Here is a 24,026-nt window from a genome sequence, read left to right on the forward strand (position 1 = left end):
GATAGTTTAATAGTGGTGTGGTCTGTCGGGGGACAGACCACGGGTTAAGAGGATGGACTTCGGTGATAGGTATACCTTGGACATATCACACTAAAGCTTTTAATCTCCTCCTTGGAAGAACCTTACAACCTGCCCCCTAAACCCTCCATTTTCATCAGAAAGAAAATATCTATAGGTAATATTCATACCAAACATTTCTGCCATTGCTTCCATTGTATTATTACACCCACTGGAATACGGGCATGGGGGATGAAAGCCTCTTATCTCAAGTTCAATATCAGACCCCAAGCGTATTCTCATAAGAGCTTTTTGCTCTGTATGTCCTAATTTACTAGGCAATCCAATCTCACTCACTTCCCACCACCTGCTGATCTCGGTTCCATCAGTTTCTCGCACAATGATCTCGGCTATATGATTACCCTGCCCGGATGCTTCCTCATAAGACGCATAAGCGGGACCTACTTCAATCTCGTTACCATCTATAACCGGACGATGAATCTGCTCAGGTACACCATCACTAACATCTACTACCTGTCTACCCGCCCTAGTCTGCCCAACAGTAGAAGTACTACCATGAACACCGGTAGCTCTACTACGAGCAGCCCATAAATCAAAACCACCGCCAACTGCAGCCTGCATACCACCTCCAATTAATGCATTTACACCCACAGATTGTAAATTCAAGTCCTCACCCATAACTCCCTGGCGCAATAACTCCATGCCACCACCCTCAGCAGCTCCCGCACCAAATCTGGCAGCAGAAGCTCGCGCCATACTTCCCATAGTTAACTGTCTGGCAGCGGTCGTTCCGGCAGATGCATAACCACCTAGTCCTCCTGTAAACATGCCCGTGACTCCTGAAAATGCCAACTGTCCCCAGTCAAATTCTCGTTGAGTTCCAAACCCTAAGTTCAATGCTTGTATTGCTGCATCACTTACCACCCCTCCAACCAGTCCGATTCCACCACCTATTATAACTGCTGCTTCAGCAGAAACTCCAATTGCAACTCCACCAACAGCACCAGCCACACCCATCATATAGGCTGCTGCACCAGCAGTCACCAGAACCAATGCAAGAACCACCACGCCAATAATTACCCAATGCCACCATTGCATTTCCTCTACGGGGTCGCTGCTATTTGCACTACCTCCGGGCGTCCCATCCACACTTCCATTTGGATCACCTGCACCCACAGGCAATTCACTATTGACCTCTTCCGGCCCTAGCAATGCCCCATCTGGACTACCTTGAGGAGATGCCGCAGGATCCGTACTTCCATGTTGTGGCGTTTGTCCTGCTTCTAAAGGTTCTGTACCAACAGGAACTCCCGGTATACGATCAGGATGATGAGTTGAGCCTCTTCTGCCCTCTCCCGAACCTCCCGGACTTCCGAGTCTTCTTCCTATTCCGGAACCCCTACCAACAGATTCATCATGCGATCTCCCGGAAGATTCTCCTCCATGTTCAGAGCCGGTTCTTACGTTACCGCCCGTTCCCCCACCAGATGTACTTGACCCGTCATCAACATCTCCTCCATTCCCCTCGCTACCTAATCCAGTACCAGAATCTCCTCCCCCACCTGATTCTTGCTCGGTTTGAGAATCATCACCTCCTGCAACTTCTTCAATAGCGTCACCGGAAGTATGTTCTTCCCCCATCATATGCTCAATGTCGTTGATTGCAAGAGCAGTCCAAAAACGTGCTACTTCATTAATATCTGAAATATTATATTCTATTCCCTGATAGATAATTCTTGGTGGAGATTCGTCCCGTCTGTGCGATTCGATGAACGACTCTAAATATTCTGTCTCGCTTGCTCTATCGGTAAAGGTGTGTTCTACACCGCCCGGATCCACCCATGTTCTACTAAAAGAGCCCGTTTCAACGGCTTGAGCCGGTGAAGTGACAGAACTCTGCAACCCATTCGGGTCAACCTCATTCACCGGATTATTATGCACAAACTGGTAAAGATTCAGGCCGTCTTCAGGGCCTATCGGGTCAGGGTTGAGCCAGCGACATAGCCAGGGGGCGTAATACCTGAAGCCGTAATAGTATAGCTTAGTGGCATCATCGCGTTCCTTACCGGTATACCTGTAGTCTCTGGCTCTTACGTCCGTAAGGTTGTCTCCATAGATAAAGGCGGCACCGCCGAAGGCAAAGTATTCCTCGTAAGAAATGATATCTCCATCTTCATTGAGTTCAAAAGCTGATGAACCCAAATGGTCGTTGAGCTGGTAGTGAATTTTATGGGTATTCAGTTCGGTAGTTTCACGGCCGCTCCTGTCCGTTGTCCAGCGATGCATGATGGCGACTTTCTGACTGCCGTCACTAAGGTGCGAGGAGTATCTTTCCAATATTAGGGTAGTGCCTTCATGAACGCGTTTGATCTCACAGCCATCCAGATAGATCTTTTCAATGGTTTGCGTTCCTCCCGACGTTTCCCGGGTTGTTATTTTTCTTACTCGCTGGCCATCGCCTCCGTAGACATAATATTCTGCATCGTCATTGCCAGCGCTGCGCGGTACTATTACTGCGGATGAAAGCTGGTTAAGGTAATTCCAATCTACCCGATGTAAATGTGACAGGCTTGCAGGGTTACCGTTTGTGTCAAAAGTACTCAGGTCTGTACCTTCTACTGAGCGATTTGAGTCTTCAGCCACCTGGTAATCACGCCTCCATCTGAAAACTTCGGAAGGCCGTAATCCTGAATTATGCACCATTGACCGCATGTTACCTGCAATGTCGTAAGTATAGCGCCGGGTGTAACTGGTGATCAGGTCCATGTTGGACGTGTTGATGTGGTGTGTACCTTTAATGAAGCCCGGCGCATCAGGTGCGTGGGCATAATCCATGCGCTGCAGGGCCTGATGGGTACGCCCTTCAACCACGGTTAGCTGGTAGAAAGCATCGTAGCTATACTGGTTAACCCTTGGTCGTGCAAATAGTATGGTGCCATTAGGCTGGGCACTATCCGTTATATGCGTGATGTTACCAACGGCATCGTAAGTATAGTAGGCATTCTGATATTGTTTTGATGGCGCTGATGAGGTTGCCGGTTTATAAGCATGTTTTCTCTTCAGCCTATAGCTCAATGGATCGTACTCAAACCGCTGAATAACACCATTGCCCAACCGCGTTTCTCTCAGCTGGCCTTTGGCGTTGTAAACATGGTGGTGAGAAACAGGCTGTTCTACCAGCTCACCATCACCCGTAGACAACAAAAACCGATCGAGGGCACCACTTTGCCGATAGCTGAATATCCTGGTAGTCTCGTCGGGCAAATGCTGCTCAACAGGACGGCCTAAAGCATCATATTTTGTGGTATTAATGAAGGTATCGGGCATCCAGTGCATTGTCGCTTCATGGGTCCAGTCCGGGATGTTTCTATAGTCATCCAACAATCTGCGACTTTTCTCCAGAACATTGCCGATCAGATCCATACGATGGATTTGAGAAACACCTGCCTGATCATAGAACCTTACTAATTGCCCTTTGAGATTTCTTTGCTCTGCATCAGCAACAGAGGCATCTTCACCATAAAAGTACATTTCAGTAAGATGGTTCATTCCGAGTGCCCCATCCACATACTTTTGCATGATACGCCCCCACGTATCATAGGTCATCTGCTGGTGTATTCCTCTGCCATCCCATGTATGAATGGTCTGATCCTGAGCATTGACAAACTGCCATTTAGGACCTGCATCCACACTTTGCTCATGAAATATTCTTCCCTGCATATCCCTGACGTAAGTAAAGACGGGCAACTCTCTGGCATCAATGATTTGTTTTGGGTTGCCTGGAGCATCCATTACTACACGGTTGCGGCGGATATTGCCTGCCTCATCTGATTCTTCAGTTAGGAATGTTCTACCGAGGCCATCAATATGGGAAATCTGCGGAGTATCTCTGTGAGCCAGTGATTTCTGTAATGCCAGTCGTTCGGGTGAACCGACCGGGTATTCCGCTTCTATCCTCAATTGATACAGGCTATCTTCAACGCTGTCATTGGCATCGTACTGGCGAGTTTCCCAGGCAGTATACTCCACCCTGCTTTCTGTACCATCGGCCATAATGACCTTTTTTTTCCTTCCGGGCGCATCATATTCAATGAGCCCCGACTGCCCGAAGGTTTCCAGGGCTTCATCATTTTCAAAGGTTACAATGGGAGAAAAATAGGGCTCGAATTGGCGCACAGGTTCTTGTTTGTTGTTAAAAACAACCTTTCCTGATACCAGCCATCTTAACTCATCAGTTTCAACGAGCACCGGCTCCCCTCCTGATGATACGACAACATTCCCTTCGTCATTATACTGAATGGTTTCCGGCCCGCCTTCTACCAGCTTTTTGGATTGAATAGTGCGGGAAAACCCATCTTTATACTCAACACTGATCTGATGAGTACTTTCAGGCTGATAATGGCCCTCACCATCATTTACCCACTGCTCACGGGCAATAGCTATGCTTCTTAAGGGCGCTTCATCAACATGCCAGCTATCCAGTTCATAATAAAAGAAAGAGGCACATTCCTGTATATAATCCTCCGGGTTATCCAATATTCTGTTAAAATCAATACCGGATGGAGCTGTATAATCACTTAACCTTGAATGACCATATGGCTGAGCTACTCCTGTTTCTGACAATATTTCGCCATGGATAGATGATAAAATTATCACACCAAACGGATCATAGCTCACTTCAGAGGTATTGTTATTGGCGTCTCTGATGCTTTTGGGTGCTATTACATGATAATCTATTTCTGCCGATGTGGTATTTCTTGAGAGCTCTTCGCCCATTGTGCCCACCAGTATGGCAGTAGTTCCGATCATGGTAAGATGATGATTGTCAAACGTATACTCCGTGTACCCGCCATCAGGCTGTACTTCCATATATGGCAAATAAAACCGCTCTGCTGCCAAATAATGAAATACAGGGCTGCTTTGCCACCACAACTCATCATGAAACCGGTAATGCCCATCAACCAGATCAGTGGCCGAATACCGCTCTCCAAGTGTATTACTTAAAAAATTATCGTGGAAAACGGCAGTTTCCTGGTGATGTACCAGCACCTTAGCACCTACCGTACCCCATGGCAATTCCTCCGTACGATCATCATTCCAGTAATAGTTTTTAGTCCACCGGATCAGTCGTGCCTGCTCGTCTGCAGTAAATTCTTCATCAAAGTTTATGGCCATTGCCGTGGTACTTTCCACCAGGTGCCTTACTACATCAAACCGGTATAATTGTCCTGATGGAGGTCTGGTGGCATAATTCAGCTCATAACTTCTATTCTCCAGTTCAATTCCAAGTTCGTAGCGGTCCTGCGCATCGTAGCCTGCAACTTCTATGATACTGGCCCTTAAGTGAAAGTCCTGCTGTTCTGTCAGCGCATCCGCAGGCAGGCGAGGATAGGAAATGGCACACTGTTTCCTGGTCACTCCATATATATCAACTTCCAAATTGAAGCTATGGCTTATTCGTGGGTCTGAGGGGTCTTCCTCGTATATAATGTTTAGTGATTCGCGCTGAAAAACTGTGAAAGCAGCATCTGTTTCTTTATTTCCCGGTTGTACCCTCCTGATTGTATAGTTCGAATGCTCCACCTGAAAAGGGTGTGGTTTCCTGTTGCCCTCAGCAGTTAAGCCGTAGGTCTCTGTCCTGACCGGTTGGCCTGAAAGGCTGCGTACGGCATCAAAAAACTCCAGGGGTTTCATTTCACCACCATTCTCCAGGTAGAAGTCTGGCAACTGAATGCTGTACGGGTCTTCTTCATAATAGCTCTTTTCCCTTGCCTTCTGCCAGCCGGGAGCACCATTATGATACCATGTCCTTCTGCAAACAGGATCAGAAAATTCCGTTTCAGGTATAGCCGAAGTGCCCCTGTAACTGTCAGAATCATATTGATCAACGAGGCAAAAACCACTAAAAGCACGCTCTTCGCCATCGTAAAAGCCATCGTGATAATCGAAACGCTGGCTAAAGCGTGTATTACCTATATGATCAACAATTTCCAGACGGTCTACGATCACTCTGTGAGCCGGTAATTTAGTCAGCCATGACCGTTCACCGGACTTATCCCTGAGGTAGTGCGTTCCGGAATAGCCATAATGAAAAAGGGTTTCCAATCCCATAGAGTTTTGTACCTGCACCATGAGTCTGGGTTTTACACCACCCGTAAGCCGTAAATAGTGAATGGGCGAATCTGCATGAGCACTGAGCGCGGAAGACCATACAAGGCATGGAGTGCCGTCGCCCAGAAGATCAAGAACCTGAACTGAAGATATGTTATCTATAAAAGGAAGCCCTTTGATAGTTACTTCTTCTGTAAACCTGTTACCGGATGCATTAATCCAATATTTTATTTCTCCTTTTCCAATATACAGCAGATCAGCAGTTCCACTTCCATCAAGGTCCACCAGCCGGATGCGGCTGGCATCCAGCTCAAACCCAAAATCCAGATCAGGGGAGCCTTCCATCACAATCCCACTGGCAAATTTACCATTCCCCATGTTGGGCCAGTACTCAACACGGCCATTATAAACACGTACCTGATCTGGCAATCCGGAACCATTCATATCCGCAAAAAAGTAATCGAGCATAGGGTAACCACCCAATACCGGAGCCTGACTCACACCATTAGAAACTGGTTTGGAGATCTGTACGGGATTTCCAAAACCTTCCTTTCCTTTTGACGGATACCAGATTATACGATCTTCTTCTACAGTGAGTATGTCTGAGCACCCGTTGCCGGTAATATCAATAAGCCGGGTGTGGGCATCCATGGGCCTGACATGAGGTGCTGCTTCAAAGGCTTTAAAATTGCTCCACTGTCTTTTGTCCCGATCATATTCAAAATAACCGGACTCCTTGCCCTGAAGCACCACCAGGTTGAGGTTGCCATCGTTATCAAAATCACTCAGCGCATACTGTCCGTAAGCAGTACTTGGCTTAGATGCCACCTTTTGCTGTTTTCCCAGCATGCCATTGCCCAGATTTGGCTTGTAATACCAAACCTCATCAGACTCAAACAAAACACCGGGAACTCCTTCTCCATATAGATCTATCCATTTGTAATTGAGGCCCCCCAACCCGAATGGCACGTTATCCATGCTTTGAACCGGCAGTTCATTAAAACTGCTCTCCGGTGACGGGGCCGTATATTCAAAATATACAGTGGGAAGTGACTTTCTCCGATAACTCCCCTCTCCACTCCTGTAAGCGGTATAATATGCATTTTGAAGGGTTGTACCGACATCAGCAGGATGATACTCAAGTTTCATATACCCCACCAGTGTAGGATCTGTCCCAAGTTCTTCCATGTGGTGATACATCATGATTCCGTAGCATAACCGATACGTCCGCTGTTCAAAACCGGCGATATAAGATGAAAAAGGATCCGGACGAACCGGCATATTCTGCGGAATAGCTGTGTAAAGCGGCATGCCCTCCACCTCGTCATGCTCTCCATAATTAAACACAACCTCAAAAAGCCAGTTCTCTGATGGAATAGGATCATGGGGTAAGAGTGACGTTTCATTGCCATATAAGATCCTTTTCAGGTATTTTTGAGCATTTTGCCCTCTACGCACCCTGTTACGTTCAAAGGAGGAGCCACTGTCAACGTGCGTAAAATCTTCTTCGATATATTCATAGACAATAGCATTGCCACTATTGTCATAATAAGCCTCGGGCAACCATTGAAATACCTCATCTTCGGCAGAAGGATTGTAGACTTTGGTGGAGTTATCTGCTTTCCTGCCAAACACTATCACTATATTATTGCGGTCATGAAGCCGCCAGTGCATTTGCCGGTTTGTTTTATGCACCCACCGCTCAAACCTGGTCAAAGCCGGATCGCGAGAAATCCGATAATAGTAAATAAAATAGTTTTCCGTTTCAGCACTGCGGTGTGTCCAGCGTCCATCAGCATCAATCAACCAGGGGATCAGGGTCTGTCCGTTAAAAGCATATTTATCTGCACCATCATACTTAGGATACCCGTCTTTAAGGCTCAGCCCAATGGATGGTAACCCTTGCAGGTTCCAACCCAGCCCGAAGGGAGAATTACCAGCTCCGGAACTATATGACAGTGCAAGGGTCGGTTGAAACCCCAACCTGCCAGGTGTTACAGGTATTTGAATGTTGGTAACCGCGGTCCCTGTTTGCGGGTTTACCGATGACTCCACGGGCATTTTCAGCTCGCTGAAATCAACTTGACGAAAAGATATCTCCTGTGGCAAAACGGTAAAGGTTTAAGTTGCAAATAATTTATGCTAAGCCCTATTCCTCCTTTATTCCATCCATGGCAGACGTTAAAACTGCTTTCTCAAAATAGCGAAAACTGTTGTCTTTAAAAAGGTGAATTCCCTTTTACTAATCTCCTATGCTTATTCATTAGGCTATAGCTTATTTACTACTTGGTAGTTTGGGGAAAGGAAAGGTTACCGGGAAAGAAGTTTTTTTAAAAAAAATGGGTGGACAATATTTCAACTGTGTGTAACGAGTATCTAATTCCGTTTCCTGCATTGTCTGAATAGTAAGCAGCGGCCGGCTTAGAACAATTGCATTAGTTTGCAGAAACTGTTGTCTGACAATGAAGCAGGCAGGTATTTGACAAGTTTCATGAAAAAGCACGCGGCAGGCTAAGCCGACCGCTTGCTGGTTGGTTTGGATTTAGGTTAAAATAATTACTCTTGTTGAAGTGGATTAAACCACTTCTTTCAACCAGTTTCTGGCTGATTCCATGTTATCAAAATGCTGAACAGTTAAGGTACCGCTTATAACAGACTGTTCCGTATAGTCTTCAATATTCATCATTGCAAAAACATTTTCGGGCAGTATGAACGCCACAAACCTGAGTCCCGCTTCATAGGCTTTAACGTTCCAGTAACTTACCACCCATTCGGTATCCTGCGCCTCAAAAACCTCCACATAACGTACATCTACCAACCAGCCGATTTTACCATTTTCTTCAATTTTCTCCTGTATCAGCTCAAGGCCGCGTCTCATAAAATCCCTGAATTCCTGAGACATCATAAAGCCATGACCAGTGCTGGTTATACATGGCACTTCCGCGTCATAGTCAAAAAAACGGTTTTCAGTTGCGTGTAATCTGATTAAGTTATTTTCCATTAGATATTTAATTAAATATTGGTAGCATGGCTCTGCCATGAACAAGTCACCTTCTATTTTTAAGTTTAGCTGGCTATCTATTTTGAACGCAGCTTATATAACCTCCTTCAACCAGTTTCTGGCTGATTCCATATCATCAAAATGCTGTATGGTCAGGCCACTGCTTTCCCCGGACTGCGTTGTATACTCTTCTATATTCATCAGGGTAAAAACATTATCAGGGAGTATAAAGGCCACAAACCTTAGCCCAATCTCATAAGCCCTCTGGTTCCAGTGAGACACTACCCACCCTTTATCATTCTGGTCAATAACTTCCATATATCGGGCATCTATCAACCAGCCCAATTTGCCATTTTCCCTGATCTTCTCTCCGATTAGCTCAAGGCCTATTTCCATAAAATCCCTAAACTCTTTAGACAACATGAAGCCATCGCCGGTGCTATTTATACACGGGATTTCCGGGTCATATTCAAAAGACCGGTTTTCCGTTGCATATAGTCTTATTAACTTGTTTTTCATCTCTATCAGGTATTAAATGCCTAACCGTTGTTTTCAGAAACACTGTAAAACAGTATTCCCTATCTATCTCATATACAGCATAAGATAAAAAACGGAGACAATGCGCGATATTAGTCACTAAACCTGATAAATCAGATGACTTACAGGGTGACAAAAAGGTGGACAAATACTATATTTCAGTAAAAACATGCTCTAATTCAGATCAAAATAATCAGAACCGAAATGCTCATGTAAGTTTTTATGAGTTTAGTCTCAAATCTTTTTCAAACCTCTATGTTTATAGCTAAATTGTTAAAAGTACCATAGCCAACCTCAATGAGATTCGATAAAGTAATACCTACAGACCGGCTGAAGCCTTATATCAGGTATTTCGTAATTTCTGAAAATGCTGAAAGACAAACTTACAAAGTGTTCCCTTCCACTAGTTTGGTGATTGGCTTCCAATATAAGGGCCGTCTTTCTACCTGGTCAGGTGGAGAAGAAGCTAATCTGGCCTCTGCAGGGATCACGGGGATCAGCGGCAGCTTTAAGCTCTTCACAAACACTGCCAATATCGGCACTATATTGATTTGTTTTACTGAGACCGGTTTAGCCCAATTCACCTCCTGCCCTGCCCATGAGTTATTCAACCAAAGTATTTCCCTTGACCACCTATTTGAGAGTAGCAAAATCACCGAAACCGAAGAAAAGCTATCATTAGCAACAACAGATGTACAAAGGATCAGTGTTATTGAACACTTTCTTTTGTCTCAATTCAGAGAAAAGCATACAGATAAGTTGATTGTTAAGGCCATCGATCTCATTTACCAGTCCAAAGGAACCATCCGGATTAAAACGTTGAATGACGCACTGCACATAAGCCAGAGCCCGTTTGAAAAGCGTTTCAGAAAACTGGTCGGCACATCCCCTAAAAAGTTTACTTCCATAGTGCGGTTTCAGTCCGTACTGCGAGATCTGGAAGCAAATAAAGGCCTTACGGAAACCTGCTACGAAAACAACTTTTTTGACCAGGCCCACTTTATCAAAAGTTTCAAGCAGTTTACAGGACAAACTCCGGAGCAGTTTAGACACCCCTCTTAAAGAAAACGATTTTTTACAATCACACCTGTTTTGATTAACTGACATTTGTTAAACAAGGAAAAAGGGTCAGGAAGATTTTCTGTAGAGGCACTCAATGTATGACGGACACTTGTTAATGGCAGTTGACAAAACCAGAATAAAGTAGCAGTAGCATGAATTACTGATTTCAGTAGCAAGCTTCACATTGCACTTTACTTCCGATCTGTTTACTCCACAAGTTTGATCCAAAAAAGTGCTTTACCCTGCTGATCACAATAGTTAAATTTAAATTAATAGAAAAATGTTTACCGTAGAACAAATTAAAGCAGCACATGCAAAAGTAAAATCCGGAGCCGACTTCCCCGAATACATCCGGGAGATCAGGCAAATGGGTGTAACCGGTTTTGAAACCTGGGTAAAAGACAGCCACACGGAATATTTCGGCAAAAACGGCTATCAAACAAAGTCTCTGCCGATGTACCACAATCTGAACATCGCTGACAAGACCAACAAGGAAAAATTCAGTCAGTACCTGAAGCTCCATCAGCAAGGCCAAACTGACTATCCTATGTTTTGCCAACACTGTGCTGAAACAGGCATTGAAAAATGGATCGTAAATCTTGATAAGATGACATGCATCTATTATGACAAACAAGGAAATGATATACTAACGGAGACTATTCCTCAATAAACAAGCTACAGGCATTGGAGAAAACGTCATCAACCTGGGGTTTACATTTGCAACCAATACTAAACAGCGGCTTTACCAGACTTTGGAAGTTTGGTAAAGTTTAGCTATTCCTAATCATAGATAAGAGGCAAACCCTTAAATAAAGACGGCCATTCCACCCTTTTTACCCCAGCTCATTATGGGCTCAAAATAAAAATTTACCCAAATGGGTAAATTTTTAAAAAATAATTCCTAACCTTGTATTACAGTACTATGGCTAAATCGATCAAAACAGAAGAGAAGATACTGGAATCTGCCTCGGAAGTATTCCGCGAAAAGGGCTTTAATGGTGCCAGAATGCGAGAAATCGCTGATACGGCCGGAATAAACAAAGGCTTGCTCCACTACTACTTCAAAACCAAGGATGCTTTGTTTGAAGCCGTGTTTAAGATGGCCTTCGGGCAGGTAATTTCGAGGATCCATAGCATACTGGAAACGGACGCCTCACTGGATGACAAGATCGATCAGATCGTGGATACACACCTGGGGATGATCCTGAAAAACCCCTCCCTGCCCAACTTCGTCATTAGCGAACTTAACAAGGATGCTGACCGGTTCATTCAACGTAATATCAGCCAAAGGGAAAAACTGATCTTCACAAAGTTCATGACCCTGGTGGAAAGGGAAGCGGAGGAAGGAAAGATAAAAAAGATAGATGCCCGCCAATTGCTTATGAACATAATATCCATGATCATTTTCCCGGTACTGGGCAGACCTGTCATGCAGGTAATATTCGGTACGGACAATGAGGAGTTTGGTAAGCTGCTCCTTGACCGTAAACAGCACATTAAACAATTTGTAAAAGATGCATTGAAACCATAGCTATATTTTTTTACCCAAAAATTACCCAAATGGGTAAAAATGAAAAATCTTAATCTATAGTCACATGAACAGAATTTATTTCATTGTCGCCCTGGTTTTCAGCCTGGCAGTTTTCTATAAAGCCACTGCGCAGTATAAAGACAAACTGACGCTATCCGAAGCTTATGAGCTGGCTATGGCCAACTATCCGCTCACTGGTCAAAAGAGCCTGCTCATGGAGCAAACAGAGCTTTCCCTCAGTATTATCAGGAATGAAAGCCTTCCTGCACTATCCGCCAATCTCGAAGGACAACTACAAAGTGAGAGCCTGCAAATAGGCTCTGACAGTCCTGAAAGTCCGGTATTTATTAACATGCCAAGGGAGAGCTACAAAGCCTACGCGCAACTGGATTACACGCTATACCGGGGAGGTCTTACCCATGCCAGAAGGGAGGTGGAAAAAGCCAATCTGGAAGTAGGCCTCAACCAGTTGGAAGCTGATCTCCGACCGGTAAAAGATCGGATAAATGACCTTTTCTTTAGCATTATGCTTTCGAGACAGCAGCAGGAACTGATCGCCAGTTCGCTGAGCAACATCAACGCCAGTCTCCAAAACCTTGAAGCCGGTTATAATAATGGTACCGTGCTCGAAAGTGAGATCATCAAACTCAAGGTAAGGAAGCTGGAGCTGCAAAATCAGCAGGAAAGTGTGTTGGCCGACTCGAAAGCAGCCATCAAAATACTCGGGGAGCTTACAGGCCTCAACCTCTCTCCTGCTACGGAACTGGCACTGCCAAACTACAATGCTTCCTCAGAAGTTGAACTACAACGCCCTGAACAGCAAATGTACGAATCCAAAAAGCTGCTGCTCAGCGCACAGGAAGGTACGATCACCGCCTTACGAAAGCCACGCATTTCACTCTTTGCCCAGGGCGGCGTAGGATACCCAAACCCCTTAAACTTCTCTGATATTGACCACGCTCCATATGCCCTGGGCGGCATCCGCATGACATGGAAGATCTGGGACTGGCAAACCACCGCCCAAAAGACCGAACGGTTAAGGGTTCAGCAAAAGCAGGTAGATATCCAAAAGGAAGCCTTTGAATACAACATAGAAACCCGGGAAGATGAGTTTCTTGAAAAAATGGATGCGTTCACCCGGCAAATACAGAACCACCAAAGCATAGTAGCCCTTCAGGGCGAGATACTGCAGCAGTCAGAAGCCCAATTGAACAACGGTGTGATCAACGCTACGGATTACCTGATACAAGTCAATGCCGAGCTTGAGGCCAGGCTGCGGCTACACCTGTACGAATTACAACTCCAGCAATTACAAGTTAAATATCTAACCTTATTCGGAACGTTATGATGACGAGATCAAAATTTAATATCTGGCTATGCACAGGCCTGGCCCTGTTAGGCTGCAATAACGAAGAGCTTTCTGATGCCTATGGCAATTTTGAAGCTACCACAGTTACGGTAAGTGCAAAAGGCAATGGAGAACTCCGGTGTTTTCCTGTTGAAGAAAGTATGCACCTGGAGGCGGGTCAGCAGGCCGGCCTGATTGACACTACACAGCTCCACTTAGAGCTGCTCCAGGTAGCAGCACAAATAGCCTCACTTGGTGATAAACTTAAAGAGGCGGAGCCGGAGGTAGCCCTGCTGCTGGAGCGCAAGGAAAACCTGCTCCGGGAGTACAACCGTACCCAAAACCTGGTAGCTGCCAAGGCCGCCACACCCAAACAACTGGATGAATATGAAGGTGAAATTGAAGTGGTAAGCCAGCAAATAGCTACCACCCGTCGCCAGACCTCCGTGGCTAACCGTAGTATACTGGCAGAGCGTGGCCCATTGCGCGCCCGGCTCGATGTACTGCAAAACAATATAGCAGATCACGTGATCATCAACCCTATATCTGGCACGGTACTCACCAAATATGCAGAACCCGGAGAGCTGGTTACCCGCGGCACACCAATGTACAAGATCGCCAACCTCAAAACGCTCAAACTAAAGGCATATGCCAATGCAATAGACCTTCAAAAGGTGGCTATTGGTGATACGGTCACAGTTCTGATTGACAAAGATGAAGAAGAGTACACAGAGATACCCGGCGTAATTACCCATATATCAGATGAAGCAGAGTTTACTCCTGAAAACATACAAACCCGGGAAGAGCGTACCACCCTGGTTTATGCCATAGAGGTGATGGTAACCAATAACGACGGGAGGTTGAAAATAGGCATGCCGGGAGAAGTACGCTTTCAACATTAAAACCACGTAAAATGGCAGCGATTGAAGTAAATGATATTTCGAGGGCTTACGGACAGGTTCAGGCGCTTGATGCTGTATCACTTTCCGTGGAGTACGGAGAATTGTTCGGGCTTATAGGCCCCGACGGAGCCGGTAAATCCACCCTCTTCCGGATACTTACCACCCTCCTGCTGGCTGATGAAGGGCAGGCTACGGTAGCAGGGCATGATGTTGAGAAAGGCTACCGTCAAATCAGAAAACAGGTCGGTTATATGCCGGGCAGGTTCTCGCTTTATCAGGATTTGACCGTGGAAGAGAACCTGAGATTCTTCGCCACCATATTTAACACCACTGTAGAAGAGAACTATAATCTGATCAAAGACATCTACGAGCAGATAGAGCCTTTCAAAAAAAGGCCTGCGGGCAAACTTTCCGGTGGCATGAAGCAAAAACTTGCACTAAGCTGCGCGCTGATCCATAAGCCCAAGGTATTGTTTCTGGATGAGCCTACCACCGGTGTGGATGCAGTAAGCCGTCAAGAATTCTGGGACATGCTCAAAAGCCTTAAAGCAAAAGGTATAGCTATCCTAGTCAGCACACCGTACATGGATGAAGCCGGTATGTGCGACAGGATTGCGTTGATCCAAAATGGCAGGATACTGCAAACTGACACCCCCGGTAAAATTGTAGAGAGCTATCCCAGTCCACTGTACGCCATCAGGTCGGGCAATAATTATGAGTTGCTGAAATTACTCCGCGACATGGACTATACCAGAAGTGCTTTGCCTTTTGGCGAATATTTGCACCTGGCTACACATGCCAATGTCAGTATCGATGAAATTATCAGTTCGCTGGACCCGGCAGGCTACCCTGACCTTGAAGTCCGGCCTATAGAGCCTGATATAGAAGACCTTTTCCTTGAATTAAGTCGTGAAGTTTAACCCTGCCGATATGCAAGCCTATTCAATAGAAGTCGATCATCTGACTAAAAAATTCGGACAATTCACAGCAGTGGATCAGATCAGCTTTAAGGTGGCCAAAGGTGAGATCTTCGGCTTTCTTGGTGCCAACGGAGCCGGAAAGACCACCGCCATGCGCATGCTGACAGGCCTGAGCAAACCTACGTCCGGTTCGGGAATGGTCGCCGGATTTGATGTCATACATGATTATGAAAAGATCAAAACCCGCATCGGATATATGTCTCAAAAGTTCAGCCTGTATGAAGACCTTACCGTAAAGCAAAACATCCGGTTTTTCGGTGGCATTTATGGTCTGTCCAAACAGGAGATCCGGCAAAAGACGGATGCCATCCTGCATGATCTCAGGCTTTCGGAAGTCGCCTCCAAACTGGTTGCCTCATTGCCTCTGGGCTGGAAACAGCGGCTGGCATTTGCCATTTCCATGGTTCATGACCCCGACATTGTATTTCTCGATGAGCCTACCGGAGGTGTCGACCCTATGGTAAGGAGAGAGTTTTGGGAGGCCATTTATGAAGCGGCCGGGCACGGCCGCACCATCTTCGTTACCACACATTACCTCGATGAGGCCGAATACTGCGACCGGGTATCGATCATGGTTGCGGGGAAAATCGAAGCGCTGGATACCCCGGCCAACCTGAAGAAGCAATTTGGTTCACAAACCATGAACGATGTATTCCTAAAACTTGTCCGCTGATCCGGATATGAAAGCAAGTGACTATTAACAACAGTATCAAACGGTTTAAACCATGAACATGATCAAAGTTTTTCGGGCATTCATTCAGAAAGAGATCTACCACATCCTCAGGGACAGGCGCACACTGCTCATTTTATTTGGCATGCCGGTGGCGCAGGTATTGATATTTGGCTTTGCCGTAACCAATGAGTTCAAAAATGCCAATATCGATATTCTCGACCAGGCTAAAGACCAAACCTCCTCAAAGCTGGTAAGGCATATGACCAGCTCCGGCCACTTTAATGTTAACAGGATGCTTGTATCCGAAAAGCAGGTAGAGGAAGGGTTCAGGAGTGGAAAAACTGATCTTGTTATGGTTATCCCCGCTGATTTCAGCAAAGACCTGTACACTTATGACCCTGCCCAGGTACAGTTGATCGCCGATGGATCAGACCCTAATATGGCCAATGCGCTTGTGCAATATGCCAGGGTCATGATCAATGACTTTCAACAGCAGGAGTATAAGCGGCCTGCGAATCCATACCAGGTAAATATTGAAACCCGTATGCTGTACAACCCGCTTCTGGAAAGCGCCTATAATTTCATCCCCGGAACTATTGCCCTCATCCTGTTGATCATATCCGCCATGATGACCTCACTTACGATAGCGAGGGAAAAAGAACAAGGTACCATGGAGATCCTTTTGGTATCCCCCCTTCCTCCCTTGCTCATTATCCTGGGCAAAGTGGCGCCATATGCCATCCTTTCATTTATCGATGCCGTTCTGATCCTGGTCATGGGGTACTTTATTTTTGGAGTACCTGTTACCGGAAGCCTCGTGTTACTGCTATGCCTGTGCATGGTCTATGTAATCACTGCACTTTCACTGGGAACACTGATATCCACCACCTCAGAAACCCAGCAGGACGCCATGATGAAATCACTCATTGGGCTGCTGATGCCTTCAACACTGCTTTCAGGTTTTATCTTTCCCCTCACCAGCATGCCCGAAGTACTGCAATACATCAGCCATATTATTCCGGCCACCTATTTTATAGAAATACTCAAAGGAATAATGCTTCGTGGTGTAGGTCTGGAATACATCATTTTCGAAGTGAGTGTATTGCTGTTTATGATCGTGGCCTTTCTCACCCTGACCTGGAAGAAGTTTAAAATACGTCTGGAATGATTTTAACATTATAAGCATGAGAACATTATTCTTTCTAATACAAAAAGAGTTCCTCCAGATAATGAGGAACAAAACAATACTGATCATGATGACAATACTGCCCATCTTTCAGCTTATTGTGTTGTCAAATGCCGCTACCAATGAAGTAAAAGAAGTAAAGATCATACTGCTGGATCACGACCTGAGCGAAACCTCACGTGCTTTAACCCGCAAAATAATGGCCAATGAGCACTTCAGGCTGATCGATCAATTATTCAGTAAAGAGCAGGCCCTGGAAAAGATGCAGGCCAATGAGGCCGATATTATTCTTGAGGTACCGGGCAATTTTGAAAGGGAGTTTGTAAGAGGCGAAAAGCCGGCTATGCAAATGCTGGTCAATGCCATTAACGGCCAGCAGGCTACCGTCGGCTCAGGCTATTTGAGAAATATCATAAACACATATAACCGTGACATCTTTAGTGAAATACACTGGATGCCACGCCCTGCCACCAGCCATAGCGGTATTGATGTCAGCTCAAGGTACTGGTACAACCCCATGCTCAGGTATACCGATTTCATGGTACCGGGTATCCTTGCAGAGCTTACCGCACTTCTTACCATCGTGCTTACAGCCATGAATGTGGTCAGGGAAAGGGAAATAGGCACCATTGAACAGGTCAACGTAACGCCTATTAAAAAGTGGCAGTTTATTATAGGTAAGCTTGTACCGTTTCTTTGCGTCGGTATGTTTATCATGACGGTAGGCCTTACCGTAGGGAAAATCGTTTTCGACATACCTATGGTCGGCAGCCTCGGCCTTTTATTTGTTTACGCCTTCATCAACCTCATAGCTGTGCTGGGCTTTGGACTGCTTATCTCCAACTTTGCCGACACCCAGCAACAAGCCATCTTCGTTGCATTCTTTTTCATCCTGATCTTCATCCTCATGAGTGGCCTGTTCACCCCGATCGACAGCATGCCGACCTGGGCACAGTACCTCACTAAGGCCAATCCTCTGGCACACTTCATTGCCGTATCCAGAAAAGTACTCATGAAAGGCAGTGGTTTCTTAGACCTTACCTCAGAGTTTATTTACACCACCATTTTGGCGATCATCTTCAATGCAGCAGCCATTTGGAGCTATAAAAAGCAGGAATGATATGAAAAATAGAGATGCTTTGAAGGTGAAAGAACTAAATCCCTGCTTTACTAAGCCTCGAAGGATTAGTAAAGCTGACCGAAACTAACAGGCAAACCTAAATTTAAAACCAGTGCACTTTCTGCCAATTCACCTTTAAGCCCAAAGTCAATTCCACCCCCACGATCCAGGCAAACTTTTGTTTCCAACCCATTACAAATTATCCGTGTCTTAACTCAAACTTTAATTAATTTGAGAATGAAAAAAGCACTTACCACACTCATTACGATTACCGTAATGAACCTGCCCATTTCCTGCGTCATGGATGACTGCGGAAGTTCCGGACCTGTAGAATCAAGGGTAAAAGAACTAACTGTCACCATTGGCAGCTATGGTACGGATAATTTCAATACCACGATGTCCACCAGCTTCGACCAGGCTGCAGTACGCATGCAAGTTGCTGAAAATGAGTATCTGAAAGCATACGCGCCGATGCCTTCAGGCCTTTCGTTCATCAATAGTGCTTACGCATGTGATCCTGTCATCCTCGGGCCTTCTCAAAGAATAACACGCCTGGAGATTACCTCAACTGAGCCTGTTTTCTCCAATAACACGGAGTACAAGGCCGGTACAATCCTAAACGCATTATTCCATATTGCTAACCGCAATGAGATAGATATTGAAGCGTTTTTGGTTGAGCAGAATGAAACCCGCGCGATATTTGGAGAGCTCGGTGATGAGGTCATTTTCATGTTGAAAAACGCTCCCGATGTCTCCATCAATTTAAAATTACAGGTAGAAATTGAGTTTAATGTGGGCAAAAGCTTTCAACTTGAAACAGATTTTCTTAAAATAGAAGTGTGAATGAGGAAAAACACACCATACACGGTATCCCCGAACCGGAATATTGGAGGCTGGTAATCCTGATGGGCAGGTCCAATGCCGATAGTTTCATTTACAAGGTGAATCACAACTATAAGGCTGTGGTTTATAAGATTTACCTACTCGAAATAGGCAACTGGTTAAAATCACTTATTGGAAAGGAATAATTTTCCAACAACACGCTCTAACTAAGTCCTTGATTAACTTAATGTTGTATTTTTACTTCAGCTACAGTATTGATACTGGTAAAACCCCATATTTACCTGTATGAACTAAACATTAAAATTTGAAACGAAACATAAAAAGTATAATCCTACAGATACTCTTCCTGTTGTGCATACTCTTATTGATTTATTGGATCCCAATTTTAAGCCTATGGGTATTAATTCCCGTTTTAGCGATTTATATCCTGATTAGACTTTCCATAAGCAAAAGTATTGTTATTGACTCAAGGGTCATGTATAGGATGGTGGATACCGGACAAGGTGATTTTTTAAGAAATGGAATTGAACTGTTACTGGGAAACAAGAAAATTTTCCTGGCTGATCCCATCGATGACGTGAAATGGATTTATGTGGATAAAACAGCTTTTGGAAAGTTATGGCCGGAATCTCCACTTGACATGAGCAGAAAGAATTATACCATAAAAGCCAGCTTCAGAACGCGAAAGCTACTATTTGGTGGATATGCCAAAGCCAGTCTAATCAGCATTGAAAAATTAGAAGAAAATCCAATAATCAGAAAATAAATACCCATATTTACCGCAAAACCATATAGAAACTAGCACAATAATATTAACCTAAAGTAACCCTCTCACAGTTTTGAACGTATCTCCTATCCGGTACTTATGATCCAAGGCTTTATTGATAACATATTATACCAGTACTCCTACATTCAGCTCTATGGATTGGTCTTCCTCTATTTTGTGATATTGTATTTTGGCCTTGCACCATTGTTTCTGCAAGCTTGTAAATTTCTACACAGAAGAGGCCTGTTAGAGGTAATTTCAAAGCTGGAAGTAACAGCCAAACAGGTAAGGTTCGAGATACTGCATTCTTTAAAATCCGTTATCATCTTCGGTTTTTCCGGCATCCCGCTCATATTTCTTATCCGCCATGGGATAATAGACCTGGTTCCTGATACACCTCTTAACATACTGACAGGACTTATTATACTGGTTATTTGGAATGAGATACATTTTTTTATGGTACACCGGCTCATGCACCTCCGCTATTTCATGAAGCGTGTCCATTATGTGCATCACCGGTCCAGGGTACCAACAGTATATTCGGTCTATAGCTTTCACTGGTTTGAAGCCTTGCTGCTGAGTACTGTTCCTGTTACAATAGCCCTAATTATTCCCTTATCAGCAACAGCCATATTTATATTTCCGCTGGTGAGCATACTGCTAAATTATGCCGGGCATTGCAATTACCGTTTTTGGAGTGGAAAAGCGCCGGGTTTTCTGGCTTTTGGCACCAAACATAACCACCACCACTCCAGGGCAAAACGCAATTATGGCTTTGCCTCCGGTTTACTGGATAGAATAAACAACAAATTTTTTAATAAAAGCTGATTCCGCCGGGCGGAATTTCAAATGACGACTATGGATAATGTATATATCACAAGTGCCGGGATATTTCTTCCCAACGAGCCTGTTTCAAATGATGAAATGGAAGATTACCTCGGCAGGATCAATGGCAAAGACAGTGCTTTGAAAAACCGTATTTTGAAGCAAAACGGTATAAAATTCAGGCATTACGCTATTGACAAAAAACAGCAAAGCAGCCATACAAATGCTGAAATGGCCGCCAGAGCGATAGACCATGCACTCGAAAGAAGCAGCCTCTCCCCTAAAGACGTTGAGTTGCTGGCCGCAGGTACCACTCAGGCTGACTTGCCCGTACCGGGTTTTGCCAGTATGGTGCACGCCAACCTCGGCTTTTCGGCCTGCGAGGTAGCCAGTTTTCAAAGTGTATGCGCCAGTGGCATGATGGCCCTGAAAGATGCATATGCCCAGATAAAAAGTGGGGAGAAAAATAACGCTGTATGTGTAGGAAGTGAATTTTCCAGCAGGCTCTTCAAAGGTTCCCGCTTCGAAAAACAAAATGTAAAATCCCTTTCATTTGATGCAGAATTTCTGCGCTGGATGCTTTCCGACGGGTCAGGTGCACTGGTACTGGAAAATAAGAAAAGCAGCAAAGGCCTGTCTCTGCGCATAGACTGGATTGATATCAAATCACACGCTCATGAGCTTCCCCTCTGCATGTATACTGGAAAAGCTGATGACAAGACGGGTACCGAACCTACGTGGCTGGATTACCCTGACTATGAATCCGCATCACAGGCCGGTGCACTCAACCTCAAGCAGGATGTACGACTGCTCGACAGGGTGGTGCAAAAGGGTGTAGCCCACTTCTTTGAACTCATCGACCGCAAAAAACTTTCAACCGATCAAATAGACTGGCTTTGCTGCCATTACTCGTCAGAATTTTTCAAGCAGCCTATTAAAGACCTGATGGAGAAGGGCGGAGCTTTGATCCCTGACGAAAAATGGTTTAGTAACCTCACCACCAAAGGCAATACAGGTTCAGCATCTATATTTATCATGCTGGAGGAGCTGATGTTTTCGGGTAAACTGAAAGCCGGTGACAGCATTCTTTGTATGGTTCCGGAAAGCGGCCGCTTCATCACCTCATTCATGAAGCTTACCGTAGAAGGCGCCGCTGCTGCCGGGGAAAAGCAGTATGAAATACGCGAAGTGGAAGCGCCTGAGCTGGTATTGAAAGAAAGGCCTGTTTCTGAATGGCTCATTCGCCAGCTCACCAATGTTTGGATAGAATTTGAAACTTCCCTGCTAAAAGTACCTGTAATTACTAAAATGCACCAGGGCTCACTATCCATGGATGATTACAAGTTACTGCTACACGATCTCAGGCAGCAGGTTATTGACGGTTCTCAATGGATCACACGTGCAGCCTCATGTATTGATATCGAATTATTTGAACTCCGCTCAGCCTTCATCAAACATGCCGCCACGGAGCATAAAGATTATCAACTGCTGGAGCGCAATTTTGAAGCTTTGAATGAACCCGCAGAAGCCATCAGGACTGGTAAAAAGAATATAGGAAGCATGGCACTGTCTGCTTTTATGTTCAATCAGGCCGGCAAACCCAACCCGATAGACCTGCTGGGTGCCATGTTTATTATCGAAGGCATTGGCAAAAGGCTGGCGGGCCACTGGGGCAGGATGATGCAGGACCAGCTAGGTCTGGCTGATGAGCAGGTGTCGTTTTTCACTTATCATGGTGTGGCTGATGAGAACCATTTCCACCGTCTGGAAAAAGCACTTGATCATCCACTTATGAATATGGATATTGCCGAAGCTATAGTTAAAACAGCAAAAACAACGGCCAGGCTTTATCGCATGCAGCTCGAAGAGTTAGGCAATTATTAATTCAGGAAATTAAATCATTATTAAGATGTCAAAAGAGTTATTTGATATATCGAGCTACGACAGCCGCGACCCGAACCCGTGGCTGGCTCTATACCTCGACAACAGTATCCCCATCAATGAAAAGACCAAACAGGCCCTGATGCGGGACAACAACTCCAGGTCGGCGAGGTACTTATACCCGCTGATCTTTTTCTGGTCTAAGGTCACCATGTTTTTTATCCATGTGTTTAAATTCTTCTTTCCCAAGATATTTAACAGTTCCAAAATCCTGCACATCATACTCTCGTGGGGGCTCAAAAGGTTTGTGAGCAAAGACGCCAACCTGCTTATATTCAGGCATTTTCATGTAGGAAGTGAAATTTTGCAATTCATAGCAGGCAATGTTGAAAGCGTTGAAATTGAAACCTCACCGCTAAAACCAAACAATTTTGAGGACGTAAAAGACGACCTTTTCCTAAAGCATGACCTGAACCTCTACAACTTCATTATCAGGCTAAACAGCAAACTAAAGGAAAAGAATATTACCATAAAGCCCCCGACCAAGTTAAGCCTGGACATGATCTCCGATGACCAGTTTGACCACATCGAGTTTCCTGACAAATGGACAAACATTCTAGATTTGAAGTCTTCAATAGAGCTGTTTACACCGTTCTATCAGTTTTTCCTTACGTCAAATGACTTTATCAGAGCCTCTAACTCTCTGCAACTTGATGAAACTATCTCCATTTACACCTCCCAGCTATTGGGCACTCCCGCACATCTCGGGTTGGTCAACAATAAGCACCCTATGATCCCAATCTCAACCTATAGTGCGGCCTATAGGTTGGTATTACACGGCCTGGCGGCAGAAACGCTACACCAGATACTGGTGAATATCAAACAAGGCAAATCCGTAGATGGGATCGTAACTCCGTTGGAGAAGTAGATTTATTAAAAAAAGCTAATCAAGTCATCCAAACCTAAACAGCAAGCCCAGCCATCACAGCTTTACTAAGCTTTTGAAGATTAGTAAAGCTCAGCTGAAACTATGGAATGCCGGCAAAGCGGAACAGACAAGGAGCTGCTGCTTGTGGGGTAAATGGAGACTCTGGGTAGGTAGCTGCTTTTAAACTTGAGCTTGTGGGTTAGGCTCGGTAAGCTTTACTAATCCTTGGAGGCTTAGTAAAGCAGGAGTTAAGTTCGGCATAGCCCATTACAGCAAGCCGTGCCTTCACGGCTTTAATAAGCTTTTGAAGATTA

General features: G+C 45.0%; 18 protein-coding genes. 15 read left to right on the top strand and 3 right to left on the bottom strand.

The annotated features are described in order from the left end of the window. Positions 1 to 99 precede the first annotated feature (99 nt). From LVD17_RS24625 to LVD17_RS24635, 3 genes are all read right to left on the bottom strand, one after another. Positions 100 to 8,238 (bottom strand): SpvB/TcaC N-terminal domain-containing protein, encoded by an 8,139-nt coding sequence (locus LVD17_RS24625; protein WP_233762351.1) that lies wholly within the window; start codon positions 8,236 to 8,238, stop codon positions 100 to 102. A 466-nt stretch (positions 8,239 to 8,704) separates the two neighbouring features. After that, complete coding sequence (locus LVD17_RS24630; protein WP_233762353.1) at positions 8,705 to 9,130, bottom strand: STAS/SEC14 domain-containing protein; 426 nt, start codon at positions 9,128 to 9,130, stop codon at positions 8,705 to 8,707. A gap of 93 nt (positions 9,131 to 9,223) precedes the next feature. After that, positions 9,224 to 9,649, bottom strand: coding sequence for a hypothetical protein (locus LVD17_RS24635; protein ID WP_233762355.1), 426 nt, complete (start codon positions 9,647 to 9,649; stop codon positions 9,224 to 9,226). Between the two features lie 315 nt (positions 9,650 to 9,964). Between LVD17_RS24635 and LVD17_RS24640 the strand changes: the two genes are divergently transcribed. The 15 genes from LVD17_RS24640 (at position 9,965) to LVD17_RS24710 (ending at position 23,712) form a co-directional block, all read left to right on the top strand. Next, positions 9,965 to 10,729 carry a helix-turn-helix transcriptional regulator gene (locus tag LVD17_RS24640; RefSeq protein WP_233762357.1) on the top strand — a complete coding sequence of 255 codons (765 nt, stop codon included), beginning with the start codon at positions 9,965 to 9,967 and terminating at the stop codon, positions 10,727 to 10,729. 280 nt (positions 10,730 to 11,009) lie between these two features. Further along, positions 11,010 to 11,399 (top strand): DUF1398 domain-containing protein, encoded by a 390-nt coding sequence (locus LVD17_RS24645; protein ID WP_233762359.1) that lies wholly within the window; start codon positions 11,010 to 11,012, stop codon positions 11,397 to 11,399. 252 nt (positions 11,400 to 11,651) lie between these two features. Beyond that, positions 11,652 to 12,260 carry a TetR/AcrR family transcriptional regulator gene (locus LVD17_RS24650; protein WP_233762362.1) on the top strand — a complete coding sequence of 203 codons (609 nt, stop codon included), beginning with the start codon at positions 11,652 to 11,654 and terminating at the stop codon, positions 12,258 to 12,260. A 64-nt stretch (positions 12,261 to 12,324) separates the two neighbouring features. Continuing rightward, positions 12,325 to 13,608, top strand: coding sequence for a TolC family protein (locus tag LVD17_RS24655; RefSeq protein WP_233762364.1), 1,284 nt, complete (start codon positions 12,325 to 12,327; stop codon positions 13,606 to 13,608). Further along, a complete protein-coding gene (locus LVD17_RS24660) occupies positions 13,605 to 14,510 on the top strand; it encodes an HlyD family secretion protein (protein ID WP_233762366.1) in 906 nt (301 codons plus the stop codon). The genes LVD17_RS24655 and LVD17_RS24660 overlap by 4 nt, the downstream gene beginning before the upstream one ends. A gap of 11 nt (positions 14,511 to 14,521) precedes the next feature. Further along, positions 14,522 to 15,430, top strand: a complete 909-nt coding sequence (locus LVD17_RS24665; RefSeq protein WP_233762369.1) for an ABC transporter ATP-binding protein — start codon at positions 14,522 to 14,524, stop codon at positions 15,428 to 15,430. Between the two features lie 10 nt (positions 15,431 to 15,440). Further along, entirely contained in the window at positions 15,441 to 16,163 is a 723-nt protein-coding gene (locus LVD17_RS24670) for an ABC transporter ATP-binding protein (protein WP_155170474.1), read from the top strand. Between the two features lie 58 nt (positions 16,164 to 16,221). Next, the gene (locus LVD17_RS24675; RefSeq protein WP_233762372.1) at positions 16,222 to 17,331 is read left to right on the top strand and encodes an ABC transporter permease; all 1,110 of its coding nucleotides are present in this window, start codon (positions 16,222 to 16,224) and stop codon (positions 17,329 to 17,331) included. 16 nt (positions 17,332 to 17,347) lie between these two features. Next, a complete protein-coding gene (locus tag LVD17_RS24680; RefSeq protein ID WP_255702520.1) occupies positions 17,348 to 18,469 on the top strand; it encodes an ABC transporter permease in 1,122 nt (373 codons plus the stop codon). Between the two features lie 237 nt (positions 18,470 to 18,706). After that, complete coding sequence (locus LVD17_RS24685; protein WP_233762377.1) at positions 18,707 to 19,312, top strand: hypothetical protein; 606 nt, start codon at positions 18,707 to 18,709, stop codon at positions 19,310 to 19,312. Further along, positions 19,309 to 19,497, top strand: coding sequence for a hypothetical protein (locus LVD17_RS24690; protein WP_233762379.1), 189 nt, complete (start codon positions 19,309 to 19,311; stop codon positions 19,495 to 19,497). Before LVD17_RS24685 ends, LVD17_RS24690 begins: the two co-directional genes overlap by 4 nt. A gap of 290 nt (positions 19,498 to 19,787) precedes the next feature. Next, positions 19,788 to 20,078 carry a hypothetical protein gene (locus LVD17_RS24695; RefSeq protein WP_233762381.1) on the top strand — a complete coding sequence of 97 codons (291 nt, stop codon included), beginning with the start codon at positions 19,788 to 19,790 and terminating at the stop codon, positions 20,076 to 20,078. Positions 20,079 to 20,177: 99 nt separating this feature from the next. Further along, positions 20,178 to 20,906, top strand: coding sequence for a sterol desaturase family protein (locus LVD17_RS24700; protein WP_233762384.1), 729 nt, complete (start codon positions 20,178 to 20,180; stop codon positions 20,904 to 20,906). A 30-nt stretch (positions 20,907 to 20,936) separates the two neighbouring features. Then, positions 20,937 to 22,787 carry a beta-ketoacyl-ACP synthase III gene (locus tag LVD17_RS24705; RefSeq protein ID WP_233762387.1) on the top strand — a complete coding sequence of 617 codons (1,851 nt, stop codon included), beginning with the start codon at positions 20,937 to 20,939 and terminating at the stop codon, positions 22,785 to 22,787. Positions 22,788 to 22,812: 25 nt separating this feature from the next. After that, entirely contained in the window at positions 22,813 to 23,712 is a 900-nt protein-coding gene (locus LVD17_RS24710) for a DUF6999 family protein (protein WP_233762391.1), read from the top strand. Positions 23,713 to 24,026: the final 314 nt, after the last annotated feature.

The organism is Fulvivirga ulvae, from assembly GCF_021389975.1.
Classification (GTDB): domain Bacteria; phylum Bacteroidota; class Bacteroidia; order Cytophagales; family Cyclobacteriaceae; genus Fulvivirga; species Fulvivirga ulvae.